Source organism: Nocardia sp. NBC_00416 (assembly GCF_036032445.1).
Lineage (GTDB): Bacteria > Actinomycetota > Actinomycetes > Mycobacteriales > Mycobacteriaceae > Nocardia.
Genome location: NZ_CP107932.1, coordinates 669,632 through 687,131, shown reverse-complemented (window position 1 = coordinate 687,131; position 17,500 = coordinate 669,632). Strand labels below are relative to the sequence as shown.

The window sequence follows — 17,500 nt, the reverse complement described above, 5'->3', positions numbered from 1 at the left end:
CCGCCGGTGACAGCGGGCTCGCGCAGCTGCCGAGGAAAACGGGCCGGCGCGCCTGTTCACTATTCAGGCGCGTCCGGAAGTAGATCGGGGATCAGCTTCCGGCCGTTCCAGGTGAACCGGGCCGTGGTCACGGCCTCGTCGCCGTCGCCGCCCACTATCTGGTGAATTGCGATACCGCTCAGCTCCTCGTATGTGCACCATTCGTGGTCGGAGGTGAGGACGAGGTCCAGGTCGAGCGCTGACAGCAGAGCGAAGATCTGACCACGGTTGGCGGCGTCGACACCGACGAACACTTCGTCCAGCAGGATCACCCGAGGCGCTTGTGGTGCGGCCTGGTAGTGGGCGGCCACGGCAGCGAACAGCGGTAGATGCAGGGCGATCGCTTTCTCGCCGCCGGAGAGTGCGCCGTGCAGTTTCTTGGTCAGCTCCTGGAATCCGTCGCCTTTGCCGCGGTCGATCTTCACCACGAAGTGATGCCAGGCGGTGTAGTCGAAAACCTGGGCAAGCTGCTGCTCCCAGCTGGTCGCCGTCCCGTCGGCTTTGGCTTCCTCGATGCGGCCGCGCAGGAAACGGTGCAGCGATTCGCGGTCCGCGTCGCCGAGGCCGGCCGGGTCCTTCAGCAGGAGGTCGCGGGCAGCTTTGGTGCCGGGTGGCAGGTCTTTGCCGACCTGCCATACCAGCTGGACAGCGACGTTCGAGGAGGTACGGACCTGCCGGAGGCGGGTGTTCATCGCGTCGACGAGTTCGTTGGCCTGACGGATACGGGCCGCGAGGTGCCGGCGGGTGTCACCGGTCAGCGTCCGGTCGAACAGCAGGCGTTCCTGTTCGGTGATTTCCTTCTTGCTCTCCTGCGCTTCCGCGGTGAGGATACGCAGCAGTTCGCTGCTGCCGACGCGGATTCCGTCGACCACGGCGGCGAATACCTGAACGTCCTCATCGGTTTCCAGATCGAGATCGGCGCGGCCGCCGAGCCCGGTGCGGCATTCGTGGACAGAGTCGTTGAGGCGGCGCGCGGCGTCGTTCAGGTTGGCGGGTTCGTACGGGATGGTGGGCCAGGCTGCCGCGACGAGCCGGGCCGCATCGAGCGCGGCGCGGACGCCGTCGGACGCGGACAGGGTTTTCCGGAATGCGGCGAGGTCGGGCAGATCGCTGTCGGCGGGCAGGCTGCCGACAGCGAGATGACGGAAGCGCCGGGCGTGCCGATCGCGGAACTCGGTGGCGGTGCTGAGATCGACAGTTTTGCTCTGGCAGAGCTTTTCGAGGCCGCCGATCTCGCCGGCAAGTTCGACGAGAAGCTGCCGATGCGCCTCGATACTGTCGTTGTACTCGTCGATCTTCCGCTCCAACCGGTTGATCTCGGCGAGCACGTCACGGTATTCGCGGCCGACCGACTGCTCGACGCCCTCGCATTCGGCCGCCGCTTCCCGGTGTTCGGCCTCGGCGCGTACCGCATTCTCCGCGTCTCGGGCGGCCTGGGTGGCCGAACGCTGGGCATGTTCGGCGCGCGTGGCGGTCAGCGCACGAGCGGAATCGGCGTCCCGGTGCGCGTCGAGCCAGGCCGTGGCCTGACCGTTGAAGTCTTCCAGCGCATCGCGCAAGGTAGTGAGCGCGGTGGTGTCGGTGGGTAGTCCGGTTTCCGCGGCCAGCGTCGCCAGAGCGTGCAGGACTTGTTTGACCGCGGTCTCCTTGCGAGAAAGGGTCGCGACTCGTTCCCGCACCTGGTCTTCGGCGGCTTTCAGATCCGATTCGGCGCGGATCAGCCGGCCCTCGGCCGCGGTCAGCCGGTCGAAGCCCGGGCAGCCGCCCACCTCGGACTCGAGCAGTTCCTGCTGCGCGAACAACCGCTGCAGCTGCTCGTTCGCGGCGTCGACCGCGGCATCATGTTCAGCGATCTCGTCGGTGAGCTCTCGGATGCGGCGCTGCCGGAACTGCTCCCGGACGGCGGCGCCGATATAGGTGGGCTGATCTTTTCCGGCGGTGCCGGTCAGGTTACCGAGCCGCCAGCTGCCGTCCGCGCCTACGCCGGCCACGGCGCCGGGCGGTACCTGCGCACCATAGGCGATAGCTGCCAGCAGTTTCCGGACAGTCTCCGGCGGTACCCCGGCGCCGGATACGGCGACCAGCACATCGGTCAGGTTCGTGCCGGCCACGGCCGTGAGCGCAGTGGGATCGGCGAAGATATCGTGGCCGTCCACCACCCCACCCGCGCTCACCCAGGCATCCAGTAGCCCCGCGGCTTCCAGCGCAGCCTCGATGCGGGCGGCGGTCGCGGGAGCGGTCGCTGGGGCGAAATCGATCAGCCGCCACAACGGGGCCCCGAGCATCCTGGTTCGATCGGTGGTACGCCATGCCGGTGCGGCCGGTTCGATATCGTGTTCCGCCCGAAGCCGGTCACGTTCGGTAGTCGCCGCGGCGCGCGCTGCGTTCACCGCGGCTTTCAGCTGCTCATGGGACGAGGCTTCTCTCGTGAGCTCCTGCAGACGCAATCTCGCCGCCCGGTTCACGGCGTCGACCAGGTGCGATTCGTGCTCGGCCAGTTCGACCAGTGTTTCGGGATGCTCGAATATCAGCACCTTGCATCCCTGCGCCCATTCCCTGATGCGGTCGCGCAGCACCTCGAGTTCGCGCTCGCGCTCCGCGGCCACCACAGTCACCTGCTGGTCGGCGGAGGTGGCCCGGGCGCGTCCGGTCTCCAGGGCTGATTCGGCGTCATCTCGTTCGCGCACAGCGGATTCGCGGGCACGCAGCACCCTCTCGACCTTGTCGAGTTCTTCGGTCCGGCTGCGTACCGCACCGCGCAACAACGGGCGCGCACCTTCTGCGACCGGGCGCTGCGTCAGTTCCCGGTACACGCTGGTCATTCCGGCCCGGTGCGCGGCATTGCGGGCTTCCTCGGCGGCCACCGAGGCGAGCTGCTCCAAGCTCTGCTGATCGTGCAGAGCCTGCTCATGTATTGCGGCATCGGACTCCGCGAGTGCCTGCGTGCTGTGCGCTGTGCCCGCGGCAGCCTCGGCTCGGCGCTGCGCCTGGCGCACCTGTGTGCGCAGCTCTTCCAGCCGCGAGCCCGCTTCGTAAGCCTTCGATTTCCGATGGCCCTCCAGCCGGCCCCGCGCTTGCCGCATGCCAGCAGTCTCGGCGGTCTTCGCCTGCTCGGTATCCGCTTGTTGCTGCACAGCATGCTCGTAGTCCTCGGCCGACTTCTTCGCGGCCGCCGAGAACTTGTCCATCTCGCTGGTCGCCGAGATCAGCTTGGCCGCATGTGCGCGCAGCACCCGCCTGGCGTAGGTCTGCTGATGCCGGGCCAGCGTCCGGGTCGCGGTCACTTCCGCGTCCAGCCGAGCCAGTCGTTCCCGCTGGGCGTCGAGACGCTCGAAACCTTCGGCGAGATCGGCGATATCGCCGTGGCTCAGCGGCGGCAGTGCACGGGACAGCAAGATCGACAGCAGCGACGGGTCGAGCCGCTGGGACAGTTTCGGCGTGCGCAGCTGCAGCAGTGCGGTGATCATCGCGTCGTAACGCTGCTCGCTCAGCGTGGGGAAGAGGGTGGCGCGCAGGGTCGACCGGTAGTGGCCGGCGTCGTCGTGCACCCGGCCCGGACCGTCGAGTCGTTCGCCCAGCGCAGCGCGGGTCAGGGGGCGGTTGTCCTGCGTCAGCTGCAACGAGCCGGCCGGGCTGTCGATCCCGACTCGCTGCCGGGTGGTGAAGTAGTCCGGGTGCACCGAGGTGGTGCGGCTGGTCGCCTGCAGTCGTGCGCCGCAGGTGAACCATTCCTCATCTGCGCCCGGGCAATGGAATTCGAGCCAGACATAGCCGACTCGGGTAGCACCGGGGTTGCCCTCCCCCATCATGTTCCAGTGCATGGTGCGTTCACCGGTGCCGAACGTGGACAAGCGGTTGGGGCGCAGGCTCGCGTCGAAAAGGAACGGCAGCAACAGTTCGAGCGCCTTCGACTTGCCGCTGCCGTTCGGGCCACGCAACAGCAACCGGCCCTCGTGGAACTCGAAAACCTCGTCGTAGTAGCGCCAGACATTCAGAATACCCGCGCGGGTAGGTATCCAGCGCGGGGAACGCTGCGCCTGCCCGGTTCCTTCGGGATGGACGGTGACCGTCACGGCGTGTCCTCACTGCTCTCGGTCGAGCGGATTCGGTCGACCCGGTATCGCGCCGCGGCGGGTAGCGGTGTCACCAGGCCTGCGGTGGAACGGCGGGCGAGTCCGAACGAGATCAGCACCGCGACGGCATCGCCGGCCAACTGCCGGGCACCGTCGTCACCGCGATAATTTTTCGCCCAGCGGGGGAACCTGGTCAGGATCTCGGCTGCCTTGCGCTGGAGCTGTTCTTCGGTCGCCGGACCGTACATTCCATCGAGGAGCAGCAGGGCGGCGACCTTGGCGGTGCCGGAGTCGTCCGGGAATTTGGTATCGGTCGCGATCGCCTCCGGATCCACCAGCAGAATTCCCTCAGCGCGCTCCTCCAGGACGAAACCGCCCTGATCCGCGGCGCGGCGGAGCAGCTGCCGGCCGGTGGGTGAGGCGAGGTAGGCGCGTTCCTCGGCGGTGAGGTCGTCGAAGTAGACGACCGGGTCGTCGACCAGGCGGCGGAATACCGTGTGCCGTAGCCACAGGTTGCGTTGGGCGTCCGAGTACCCGCCCGGATCGGCGTGGCGGCCCGGCCGCTCGCCCGCGAGGCCGTACCGCCGTTCCCGGGTGAGTTCGGTGAGGATATCCCCGAAATGCAAGGGCACCTCGTCCGCGGGCACGGCCAGCCGGGACGGTCCTACCGGCGTGGCCGGGAGCCGCAGCAGCAGGGTGGTGTCGACCCGGAACAGGACCTTCGCCTTATCGGAGTCCAGGAAGGCGTCGGCCGTGCCGTCGATCGTATCCAGCACACCCAGCGACTCGAGAAAGCGCACCACGTCCACGAATGCCATCCGCTCCGCGCGGCTGCTGCTGTCGAAATTCGCCAGCACCGGGTCTTCGGTGGTAGCGGCACGCACCCGGCCGGCGAGCAGCCCGATCGTGGTCACCGGTGCGGTGAACAATTCGGCTGCCACCACACACAGCAGGACATAGCGGCGGCGGTCGAACTCCGCACGGCTCGAACGGAGCCGGCGCGCCGGGCGGGTCGGGTCGGTGGCGCAGCGCACCTTGATCAACCGGGCATAACCCAGGCGGGGTTCCACCACTAGCGCCCAGCCGGTGTAGTAGTCGAACCATTTCGCGATCGGCTCGCGCCGCCGGCGGATCACATCGAATTCCAGTGGGGCGGCGCGTTCGGTGATCAGCGGTTCGGCGAGCAAGCGGCGGATACCGTGCGCGATTTCCTCGCGCTCGGCGATCACCAGCTGGTTGGCGAGTTGACTCATGCGCGGATTCCTGAACAGCCGACGATCATCCGGTTGCTTCGCTTCGCCGCGCGGGGGAGCCTGGTGCGGAGACTTCCACGAGATAGTCGGGACCACGGAACACTCCGTGCGGAGTGGTCAAGGTCGCGGTGGCCCCGTCCGGCGGCGGATGTAACACGATCTCGACCCGGCCGTCGCTGGTCCGGCCGCGCCGGGCGCCGTCGGATGTGGGAGATGCGCCCAGCGCCCGACCGAGGAGATCCAGCAGTCGTTCGAAAACGTCGTGGTCCAGCGCGTCGAAGGCCGACAGCCGGACCACGCCACCGGTGTCGAGCATGTCCCAGGCCGCTTCGAGCTGCGCACGTTCGGCGGCGGCGCGAGCGGCGCGGGCCGCTCGGACGGCGGCGATATCCCGCAGTGCGGCGGTCCGGCCGATGCGTTCGGTACGCCCGGCCGACCGCAGCAGCGGCGATACTTCCACCGCCGGCGCGGTATTCCAGGATTCGCTCGAACTCACCAGCTCGGGGTCGGGATGCGCGAGGTGCGCGTGCCGGGCAGGGGACAATCCGAAAGCAGTGGACCACAACCTGTTCAGGTCGTCCCGGTCCGGGAGCACTGTGAACCAGCGGGCCAGCTCACGGAAATCGGCGATCGCATTGCTCGAGCGGCGCCGAGATTCGGTGATCCGGTCGAGCACCTGCAACAAGCTGACGACCGCCTTCCGGCCGACATCACGTAACTGCTCGATCCGTGGTTCGGTGCCGTCTTCCGGAAGGAACCACGCGCGGATCCCGTCCCAGCGTGCCCGGCGTTGCGTCAGCCAGGCCGCATGCGGATCCGCACCGCCCAGCTGCGGCAGTTCGGCCCCGCGCAGGGCACGCTGATGCATCTGTGTCACGCCGTAGTCTTCGATCAGCCGGACTCGGGACGCGATGGTGCCGGACCGGAATTCCAGGTTGGTGAAGAATTCCTCGAGGTAAGCGACCGTGGCGCCTTTTACCTCATGGAAGACGGTGAAATCTACGCCCTCGGCGCGCAACAGCCGCTGTAGTTCGCCGTTGAACTGCTTGGTGTTGCCACGCAATGCCTCCAGGTGCGACTCCAGTTCGGTCAACGCCGTGTAGACCCGGCGGTCCGAGCCGGAGTCGAGTTCTCGCGACAGATCGGCCAGCCGGTCGGCGATCGCATCCAGGACGGCGGTCTGCAGCGCACCAGAGGAGGCGAGCATGGTCATCGCGTGGACCACGCCGGCGAATGCGGCCTCACCCTGACGGGTCACCGAGTACAGCAGATTACGCCGCTCGTATTCGACGGCCGTACGGTAGTTCTCCGCGTGATTCTGGATGACGCCCAGCAGTTTCCATTCACGCAGCTGGTCGAGAGCCGCGGTCAAGGTGTCGTCGTCGATCGGTTCGAGCCGGCCCACCGATCGCAGGCGTGCTCGTACATCGTCGATTCCGAGGGTTGTCTCCAGCCGGTCGTTCGCCTCGGCGAAGGCATGCAATACAGACACGTACAGGCCCGCCCGATCACCGCTGGTGAATCGGAACATTTCGGGAGGTACGCGGATCGGTTCCATCTGTTTTCCTCGGTGTACTCGGATGCAGTCCAGCGTAGTTGCGCATTACGGGGCGATATCGGAGAACAACGTGTCCGCGACTCGTTCCTCCGGTACCGCACGCCCCAGCCGGACCATATGGCCGGCCAGCTCCGGATCCCACGGCACGGGCTCGACCCTGCCCACGGGCGGGCCCTCCGGGACGAACGCCGCCAGGTAATCCGCGCTGGACATCCGCCAGGGCCGCGCACCCAGCCGGGCTACGAGATTGGCGGCGATCCGCAACCCGTCACCGTCGAAATCACCGTGGTACCACAGGCCGGCGCCGGCATCCGCGGCTTGCCGGAGCAACTCCACCGCGGCGCTGCTCGGCCACCCGGATATGCAGATCATCGGCGGGCAGCGGTCTCCGAAACGTTGCAGCGCCATAGCCAGAATGCTGGGATTCTCCACCACGAACACCCGCTCGGCCGCCGCCGGCCACCGCGGTGTGCGCCGCAGCTGTTGCAATGTCAGGACGGCCGCGGTACCCGTGCGGGCACAGGTACGCAGAATTTCGGGGACCGGCCCGGTCGCACCGTGCACCGGGACACCGGCCAGTAGCACTGTCGAGGACAGCTCGTCGTCACTGATACCCGCGCAGGCCCACAGCTGACGGAGTTCAGCGGCGCCGGTGGGAAGCTCCCGGTCGTACAGAATTGTCAGCGCGCGAACGATCATCGTCTGCAGCCGGTTGCCTTCGTCCAAGGCGTGCGGGTCACCCACCGTCGATTCGGCGAACACCGGCAGCGGCGAGCCGGTGGCGGGGATTGCACGCAGGACCCGCAGCGCACAGTCCAATTCCTGCCTGGTCCGCTCGACCGATCCGCCTACCAGACCGGCCCGCCGCATGGCTGCGGCCCACGCGCCCAGTACGGGCTGGGCGCGGATGACGTCGTGCCCGGCGAGCCACTCCCACAGCGCGGATCGCTCCGCGGCCGCCGCACTGCGCTCGGCGGCCCGGTTGCCGACCGGGCCGAGCAATTGTTCGACAACGGTCCGCCCATCGCATCCGATCCTGTCGAACAGCACATCGTCCAGGCGCGAAAGACCGATCGACCAGTACTCGCCGGGTAGCCTGACGTCCCCGAGCAGGTCGGCGACCGCGGTGCGCTGCGCGTCGGTCAACGGACCGACTTTGATCCGGTGCACCGGACGCCCCTCGGATATCCGCCGATGCAGCACTTCCCACACTGGCTGCAGGTCGGGTGACAGGCGGTGCACCGAATCGATTGTGTGCTTGTTCGCTGCACCATCCGGGGCTTCACATCCGCTGTCCATCGGTTCATTTTCCGGTACGAGTCACACCCAAGGTGGCCGCGCTACTCGTTGCACATCAATACGATGAATACCGCCCCGCCACACCGCCGTCGACTCAGATCTGCACCTGTAACTATTCGACGCACCGGAACGACCATCAGGTTGCCTCCTCGCAGCGTGTGCGCGGCGTATATCGACGCGGGGAGTGTGGATGTTTCCAGCCGGTGCGCAGTTCGGCCGGGAGGTAGCGATCGCGGGGCACCCGATCGGTACCTGAGCTAACATCCGAAGCGATGCCCGACGGCGAAACGACTGGTCAGCGGGCTGAGTATCCGCCCGACCCGCCGCGTCGACCGACAACTCAGGAGCATTTGTGGGGGCTCTCCTACCGACCTTGCAGGCCAACCGGCTGCGTGAAGGTTTGACCGATTACCTGGCGACCACCTTCGCGCTCACCGACCCGGATACCCAGGCCGCGCTCACCGATTTCGTCGGCGACGCCAAGGACGGCATGTTCAAGGGCCCCTACGTCCGGTTACGTCTGCCCTTCGCCCCGGCCCGCGGCAACTGGGGTATGCACCTGGATTGGCTGCCGGACGAGTTCGTACCCTACGGCCATCAGGCCAAGGCATTCGAGCGTTTGTCGACCAAGTTCCAGGCACGCCCCCAGCCGACACTGGTGACCACCGGCACTGGTTCCGGTAAGACGGAATCGTTCCTCATCCCGATCCTCGATCATGTCGTGCGCGCCAAGAAACAGGGCCTCGCGGGGATGAAGGCGCTGATCATTTATCCGATGAATGCGCTGGCCAACGATCAGGAACAGCGGCTGGCGCGGCTGATCAGCGCGCATCCGGAGCTGTCGGGTGTCACCGCGGGCCTGTACACCGGTGAACAGAGCTCCGGCGGGCGCACTCTGGTCTCGGCAGAGGGTTTGATCACGGATCGGCGGCTGATGCACGATTCGCCGCCGGATATCTTGCTCACCAACTACAAGATGCTCGATCATCTGCTGCTGCGCCCCGACCGTGCCGCGATATGGCGGCAGTCGGCGGAATCGCTGCAGTATGTGGTGCTCGACGAGTTCCACACCTACGACGGCGCTCAGGGCACCGATGTCGCGATGCTGCTGCGTCGTCTCGGGCTGGCCGTGAAATCGTATTGGACCGAATCGTCACAGGTCGCCGACGAAGACCGGGCACGGCCCCTGGGGCAGATCACGCCGGTGGCCACCTCCGCGACCCTCGGCGGTGGGGGCGAACCGACCGCCATGCTCGAGTTCGCGCACACCGTGTTCGGTGAGGTGTTCGGGGAAGATTCGCTTGTCGGGGAAACTCGGGTCGAGCTGCGGGACTGGCTGGCGGATCGCGATGCCGGGCTCGATCGCCGCTATGTCCCGATCGCCCCGTCCGCGGAGCAGGCGGTCGACGACCTCGACGCCTTCAGCAGCCGCTCCCCCAACAACGCGTATCTCGCGGCCGCGGTCCTCGCGACTCTATTCGAGCGCACCGGCGACGAGCACCCCACTTTCGCGGAGCTGGCCGCCGAACTGCGCCGCCTCGACGAGACCGAACAGCTGGATCTGCTGAAGAAGCACCACTGGTTCGCCCGGCTACTCGATCGCTCGACCGAGGCCATCTCCTTGGCCGAGCTGGCCGCGAGAACCTTGTCCGTGTCGTCGGCGGAACGCGATAACCAACGCGGCCGGGCGATCCGGCAACGGTACCTGGACTATGTTTTCGCGGCGCTCTCCCATCTGCGGGCCGAGATCGGACGTTCGGCGCTGAATGTCGATGTGCATCTGTGGATCCGGGAGCTGTCCCGGATCGATCGGGAGGTTTCGGCCAACACTCGGTTCCGCTGGGCCGATGACGGCGATACCGAGAGCGGCGGTGCCGAGTATGCGCCGGCGCTGTTCTGCAGGCATTGCGGACGCTCCGGCTGGGGTGTGCGGCTGGCACCCACCGGGTACGCGCTGGACCCGGACCAGTCTTCCGTCCGCACCCAGCACCTCTCCGGCAATGCCAGGATCCGTGCCTTGATCTCCGCTCCGGTCGAAGCGGAGCAGGACCCGCCGGTGCAGGATCTGCGGTGGCTGCGCATCGAGGACCGTGAGGTCGGCGACGAGGTACCGGATCCGGAGAGCACGGAGGTGCTGGAGGGGCGAGTGCTGCCTGTCCTCGTATTGCACGGGCCCGCGGCCGACGACGATTCCACGAAGGATGTGTGCCCGGCCTGTAATACGGCCGACGGGATCCGGTTTCTCGGTAGCGCGGTCGCCACCCAGCTCTCGGTGGCACTGTCGACCATGTACGGGGATGCCGAACTGGACGCCGACGAGAAGAAGGCGCTCATGTTCACCGACAGCGTGCAGGACGCCGCGCATCGCGCGGGTTTCGTCCAGGCCCGCTCGCACACGTTGAGCCTTCGGTCCACGTTGCGAAACGCGCTGGGCGAAAGGGTCACCGGAGCAGAATTGCTCACACTCACCGAACTGTGTGACGCGGTGATCGACCGAGCGGGCGACGACCCGACCCGGCGATACCACCTGCTCGCGCCCGATATCGTCGAGCGCGACGAGTTCGAGGCGTTCTGGCAGCTCGAGGCGACCGCGGCCAAGCGCCGGGAGGCGACGAAGAAGGTCCGGCGCCGGGTGCAGTTCGATATCGACCTGGAATTCGGACTGCAATCGCGACTCGGCCGCACCCTCGAGCTCACCGGGAGCGTGGTCGCCGAGGTCGATCTCGGCTCGCCGGGCAGAGTGGCCCGGCTGGGCGCCCACGCGCTCGACAACACCGAATACCAGTTGACGCTGGCGGATATCGACGCAGCGGCGATCAGCCGATGGGTCCGGGGCACGGTCGAACGGATGCGGATCCAAGGCGCGATCCGGCATACCTGGCTCGACGAATACGTTCGGCACGACGCCAACCGCCGCTGGGTATGGGGCGGCCGGCCGCGAAAAGCGCGCAATGAGGGTATGCCCGCATTTCCCAAGGGCCGCCCCGCTCCCGCATTTCCGGCAGTCGGTGCCCGCGCCGTTCCGGAGGGATTCGACGCGATCACTGCGCCTTCGTCGTGGTATGCACTGTGGGCGTCCCGGTGTCTCGGTGTCGCACCGTTCGACGGCGGATTCCTGGCCCGCTCACTGTTCGCCGTCCTCACCGACGAGCGCATCCTCACCACCGTCACCACCGAGAAAGCGCTCACCGCCTACCAACTGAGCGAGGACGGCATCCGGGTCGGCGCGCCGAGCCTGGAGGATCTCGAGGCGGGCCGGCACCTGCTGGTCTGCGGTGTCTGCCAGACACAGAATCCGGGTACCGCCGCAGTGGTCGATCAACTCGACGGAGCGCCGTGCCTGCTCAGCCGCTGCCCGGGCACCCTGCACCGCGCCCCGAGATCCGGCAACTTCTATCGCGGCCTCTACGACCGCTCGGAGATGAAGCGGGTGGTGGCGCGCGAGCACACCTCGCTGCTGCCGCCCAAGTTGCGCCAGGACTATGAGACCAAATTCAAGCAGCGCAGTGTCGACCCCACAGCACCCAACGTCCTGGTCGCCACGCCCACCCTCGAAATGGGTATCGATATCGGTGATCTGTCGACGGTCATGCTCGGCTCGCTGCCGCGTACTGTCGCCTCGTATCTGCAGCGGTGCGGCCGGGCCGGGCGTCTCACCGGCAATTCGCTCATCCTGGCCTTCGTCCGCGGGCGCGGCGAGCATCTGCCGAAACTGTACGATCCGACCTCGGTCATCTCGGGCGAGGTCCGTCCACCCGCGACCTTCCTCACCGCAGAGGAAATCCTGCAACGGCAGTACATCGCACATATCGTCGACCAGTTGGCGCGGCGGCCCGGCGCCCAGGATCCGATCGAGGCCCGCGCGGTCCTCGGCAGTTTCGACGAAGGCACGTGGATGGCCGGACTGATCGGACTGGCCGATCTGAAAGCCGACGAACTCGTCGAGGGCTTCCTGGACCAGTTCGGCAGCCTACTCCCAGAGGCACCCCGCGAGACGTTACGCACTTGGGCGGCACCGACAGAGCTGGGCGAGCCCAGCGCGATGGTTCGTCAACTGCGCGAAGCCGTGCACCGGTGGAACCTCGACGTCACCGAGATCACCGAGCGCCGGACGGCGGTCGACGCCGCGCTCCCCGAGTTCGAGCAGCGCGCCAACTCCCCCGCGGCCACCGACGACGACAAACGCGATCTGCGCTCGGCCCGGGCGACCTTGCGTCTGCTCGGCAAACACCTCCACGACCTCACTCGGGAACACTGGGTCGGCGTACTCGAACGCTACGGAATCCTGCCCAACTACACGCTCCTCGACGATTCGGTGACCTTGGATGTGGGCATCACCTGGTTCGATCCGGAGAGCAAGGAGTACCAGGGTGATACGGAGAGTTACCGCCGCGGCGCCCGGGTCGCGCTGACCGAACTGGCACCCGGTTCCACCTTCTACGCACAGGGCCTGGCGGTGAAGATCGACGCAGTCGACCTGGGCGCGGGCGAAGCGAATATCCAGCTCTGGCGGATGTGCCCGCAATGCGGCTGGGCGGGCAGCAGCGTGGCCGCGGAGAGCGCACCACCGCCGAGCCGATGCCCACGCTGCGGCACCGCAGCCATCGCCGATGTGAGCCAGCAGTTGCAGGTGGTGGAGATGGCGAAGGTGTCGGCGGAAGTGCGTCGCGACGAGGCCGCGATCACCGATGCCCGCGACGAACGCCAACGCGAAATGTATGCCGTGGTCACCGCAGCCGATATCGACCCGGACACTATCGCCCGCCGCTGGTTCGCCACCGAATACGACTTCGGCGCGGAATATCTGCGCCGGATCGATATCCGCTGGCTCAACCTCGGCAGGCGCACGTCGCAGGGCGGGCGGCGCACCATCGCCGGATCCGAGATCACCACGGGGCTTTTCCGCGTCTGCTCGGGCTGCGGACAGCTCGATCGCGTTGCCGGTCGTAACGATCCGCACGAACACCGCAGCTGGTGCAGGTACCGCAAGGCCGCCACCGAGGACCACGTCCGCGAGATCGCCCTGGCGCGCACACTCCGCACCCAGGCCGTGCTTCTGCACGTACCGGCCTTCCTGCGCTACGACTCGTTCGCCTACCCCAGCCTGAGCGCGGCGATCCTGCTCGGGCTGCGCCAGGTGATCGGCGGATCACCGGAGCATCTGGATGTCGTCGCCATCACCGATGCCCTGTACAACCGCAACCAGCAGGCCCTGCTCATCCACGACACCGTGCCCGGCGGAACCGGCTACCTCGCCGAATTCGCCGATCCGGAGAAGGTGTGGGCGGCGCTGCGCGCTGCCCGGGAAGTCCTGCACAAGTGTTCCTGCGCCGACGAAGCGCGGCTGGCCTGCCACAACTGTCTGCTGCCGTTCACCACACCGCACGAGCTCGACAAGGTCTCCCGCAGAACCGCGGCCAAGATCCTCGACTTCATCCTGGGCGCACAGGAGGCGGACCCCGTATGGGAGACGTGGCGGGAATCGATCGTCGAAGAGACACCGGCGAAACCGGCGGCGAGCTCGGAGTCTCCACTCGAGCGGGAGTTCTACATCGCCTTCCTGAACCGATTGCGCACCCTCGGGGCCACCATCAAAGAGACACCCGGCACTTACGCCAACAAGGCCACGATCACCGTCCCCGGTAGGAAGATTCGCACCTGGACGCTCACCCCGCAGGTCCAGATGGGCAACAGTGTGCCCGATTTCGAGCTGAAGACGACCGATCCGGAGATCCCGGTGATCGCAGTGTTCGCCGACGGGTACGCCTATCACGCCACGGCAGAAAACAACCGGATCGCTGACGATGCCCGTAAACGAGCGATTCTGCGGTCGGGTGGAGTTATGGTCTGGTCGTTCGGTTACGAGGACCTGCAACGGTTCACCGGGCAGAAGAAGCAGGTCGCGCCATCGTGGCATCTGGACAATCTGGCCAAACTCACTATGAAACAGGGCAATCTCCGGCCCGCGGTATTCGACCTCGTCAAGTCCGACCCGATCACCCAGCTGCTCTACTTCATGGACGAACCCGAACTCGAAGCATGGTCCACCGTCGGCCGCTGGTTGCCGTTGATGTTCATGCGCGACAGCCGCCACAAGGGTGACAGCGACGAACTGGCGAACTGGGCCCTGAATCTGCTCGACGACGCGAACGCGCAGATATCGGCAGGCCAGTACGCCTGCTGGTCCTACACCGACGGACCTCTGGCCGTCACCGCCGCCCTGCGCACGGACAACGGCACGGGTGCCGCGGTGCTGCTGCTCGACGACCGCGACGACGGGCGCGCGGTCGACCGGCGATCCGCCTGGCAGGAATGGCTGCGGCTGTCGAACTGGTTCGGGTTGTACGACGCCCACCTCGTCACCAGCCGTAATCTGCTGACCGATGAGACGCCCACGCCGACGACAACCACCGAGGCCGATACCTCCGACCTGAGCCCACAGTGGCAAGCCCTGTACGCCGACAGCATCTCCGATCGAGAGCGATCTCTCATCCGCGAGCTGGCGTCGGCCGGAACACCTCTCCCCTCACAGGGTTTCGAGACAGACGACGGGGAAGTCATCGATATCGCCTGGCCGGGGCCACGTGTCGGTGTGCTGTTCGATGATGTGGCGGCAGCCGCCGATACGATTGCCGACCAAGGGTGGACCATCTGTGGACCGGAGATCGCGCCGATCATGGCGGCCCTGACTGCGAACGGAGTGATGTGATGGCGAATATCGTCATGGCGAACCAGAACAAATCGCTTCGCGGCATCGACGGGTCTATCGCCCAGCGGGTGTTCGGCTTCCTGGAGAAGCTGCAATCCGACGATACGACGCCCGGCCTGCACATCGAACCGATGAAGGGTGCCGCGGACCGGCGAGTACGGACCGGCCGAGTCGACCTCAACCACCGCGCCGTGCTGTTCCGCGTAGACCCCAAAGAAGGAGGCACGACCTACGTCTACATGGGCACCTGGCCTCACGACGAGGCGAACTCCATCGCCGAACGCGCCATCCTGCGGGTCAATCCGGTCAACGGAATTCTGGAGGGCATTCTCACCGAACCCGGAGCGGGAACTGCGCCCGCCTCCCCCACCGCGCCGATCGAGGAAAAAGCCGGCGCCGACCGCGGATTCCTCGCCCAAGCGGGTTTCACCTTCGCCGCGCTCACCGAGCGGCTCGGTCTCGATCCAGCGATCGCCGAACGCGCACTCGCCGCCTCCGACGACTACGTGATCAACGATATCGCCGCAGATATCGGCGGCTGGCAGGCCGACGCGCTGATGGAGCTCGCCTGCGGAGCGGCGATCGATGAAATCCGGGAGAAGTACCTCTTTACCGACGTACCGGTCGATACCTCGGTGGACGAGGACGACCGGATCATGGAGGCGCTGGATCGCCCCGCCTCGCAGATCCAGTTCACCTATATCGACGGCAACGACGAGCTGCGCCGGGTCATCGAGGGCGGCGACTTCGCGGCCTGGCGGGTTTTCCTGCACCCCGAACAGCGCACCTACGCCGAGAAGGATTACCACGGGCCGTTCCGCCTCTCCGGCGGCGCGGGCACCGGCAAGACCGTGGTAGCCATCCATCGGGCGCGGAACCTGCTGCGCCGCAATCCGGACGCGCGCATCGTCTTGACCACCTTCAACAAAATGCTCGCCAAGAACCTCGAGGGCGATCTGCGCGCACTGGATCCCGGTATCGAGATCGCCGACCGGCCCGGCCGGCGCGGGATCTATGTCGAAGGTATCGACAAGCTCGCCAGCGATATCGTCAAACTGGCCGACGATATCGGCCCGGCGGTGGAAGCGGTACTCGGCGCCCGTACCGAGGTATCGACGGCCCGCACCAAGCAGGACCGGATGTGGCGGGAGGTGGTGGACTCCGTTGCCGGCGGGCTCGACCCACGACTGTCCACCCCGTGGTTCCTCGAAACCGAGTACACCTCGGTTATCCTCGCCAACAAGATCACCACACTGGAGCAGTACGCACGCATCGCCCGGCCCGGCCGGGGTGTGCGGCTGACCCGGCCCCAGCGGATCGCGGTGTGGAAACTCGTCGAGGCCTACCGGCGCCGGAGCCGAATGGACGACACCTTCAGCTTCCCCGAGGTGCTGGCCGTCGCCGCGGAACACCTGCGCCTGCGCGCGCACTCGGGAGCCGGCCAGCTCGCCGACCATGTCATCGTGGACGAGGCGCAGGATCTGCACGCGACCCATTGGCGAATGCTGCGCTCTTTGGTTGCCGAAGGCACAAACGATATTTTCATCGCCGAGGATTCGCACCAGCGCATCTACGGACAGCCCGTTGTGCTGGGGCGTCTGGGTATCAAGATCGTGGGTCGGTCCCGGCGGTTGACCCTCAACTACCGGACGACCGCGCAGAACCTGCACCTGGCCATGAGCATCCTCGACGGCGCCGACTACCACGACCTGGAGGAAGGCGAGGAGTCCACCGCCGACTATCGCTCGGCGCGCAACGGGCCGAAGCCCGATCTGCGCCAATACGATTCGTCCGGCGATGAACTTCAGGCAGTGGCGGAACAGATCAAGGAGTGGCTGCAGCCGGACAACGATGCCGACCGCGACACCATCGCTGTTCTCACCCGCAGCCTCAACGACCGCAACCAGATGGTGCGCGGACTCGCCGAACGCGGGGTCGAGGCCCGGGCTCTGGACGACAACCCGCCGGTCCCCGGATACGTCCAGGTCATGACGATGCACCGATCGAAAGGGATGGAGTTCTCCCGAGTGGTCCTCGCCGGAATCGACGAAGCCCATGTGCCCGCACGGGCCGGCCTCCACGGTGTTCCGGAGGAGGAGCGCGGCGAAGCGGACCTGCGGGAGCGGTCGCTGCTGTATGTCGCGGCGAGCCGAGCTCGTGATCAAGTGGTGGTCACCTGGAGCGGGCGGCGGTCCGAGCTGCTGGGCCGGTACACGAAGTAGCTTCCGCCGAGCCGATCACACCGCTGCACCTGTCCCGCAGCAGCGTCTTCGACATCGCCTCAGCTTGGCCTCGTCCAACCCGGCGAAAGACCACCTCACTGTTCACCCGGCGGACCGGCGTCGCGACGGCCGCGAGGGCACCGGCTGGTAAGCGGAGGAGCGACTACCTCGCCACCTGGTTCGGGATGAGTGCAGCAGATGGCTTCACAGCGATGCCGGCGCACATATTCGTCATATTCGTCGACTTCGAGAACTTCGCGCAGATTTGTGCCGACCCTGCGATTCTCCTGACAAGAGGTAAAATCGCGATGATTTGAACGAATTAATTCAGGTCTTCGGAATTCCCG

Annotated in this window: 6 protein-coding genes; 2 read left to right on the top strand and 4 right to left on the bottom strand. The window is 66.7% G+C overall.

Annotation, left to right across the window (positions count from 1 at the left end; genetic code table 11):
* Window positions 1-59: 59 nt before the first annotated feature.
* Genes OG804_RS03150 through OG804_RS03135 form a run of 4 tightly spaced genes read right to left on the bottom strand, consistent with a single transcriptional unit; the run spans window position 60 to window position 8,165 of the window.
* Window positions 60-4,112, bottom strand: coding sequence for a TIGR02680 family protein (locus OG804_RS03150; RefSeq protein WP_328393651.1), 4,053 nt, complete (start codon window positions 4,110-4,112; stop codon window positions 60-62).
* The gene (locus OG804_RS03145) at window positions 4,109-5,365 is read right to left on the bottom strand and encodes a TIGR02678 family protein (RefSeq protein WP_328393649.1); all 1,257 of its coding nucleotides are present in this window, start codon (window positions 5,363-5,365) and stop codon (window positions 4,109-4,111) included. Before OG804_RS03145 ends, OG804_RS03150 begins: the two co-directional genes overlap by 4 nt.
* 25 nt (window positions 5,366-5,390) lie before the next feature.
* On the bottom strand, window positions 5,391-6,923 hold the full coding sequence (locus OG804_RS03140; protein ID WP_328393647.1) for a TIGR02677 family protein: 1,533 nt from the start codon (window positions 6,921-6,923) through the stop codon (window positions 5,391-5,393).
* Between the two features lie 45 nt (window positions 6,924-6,968).
* The gene (locus OG804_RS03135) at window positions 6,969-8,165 is read right to left on the bottom strand and encodes a TIGR02679 family protein (RefSeq protein WP_328393645.1); all 1,197 of its coding nucleotides are present in this window, start codon (window positions 8,163-8,165) and stop codon (window positions 6,969-6,971) included.
* Window positions 8,166-8,574: 409 nt separating this feature from the next.
* Here OG804_RS03135 and OG804_RS03130 point away from each other — a divergent pair, with 409 nt between their 5' ends.
* Together OG804_RS03130 and OG804_RS03125 are read left to right on the top strand one after the other, a co-directional pair.
* Entirely contained in the window at window positions 8,575-14,931 is a 6,357-nt protein-coding gene (locus OG804_RS03130; RefSeq protein ID WP_328393643.1) for a DEAD/DEAH box helicase, read from the top strand.
* The gene (locus tag OG804_RS03125) at window positions 14,931-17,153 is read left to right on the top strand and encodes a 3'-5' exonuclease (RefSeq protein ID WP_328393641.1); all 2,223 of its coding nucleotides are present in this window, start codon (window positions 14,931-14,933) and stop codon (window positions 17,151-17,153) included. Before OG804_RS03130 ends, OG804_RS03125 begins: the two co-directional genes overlap by 1 nt.
* Window positions 17,154-17,500: the final 347 nt, after the last annotated feature.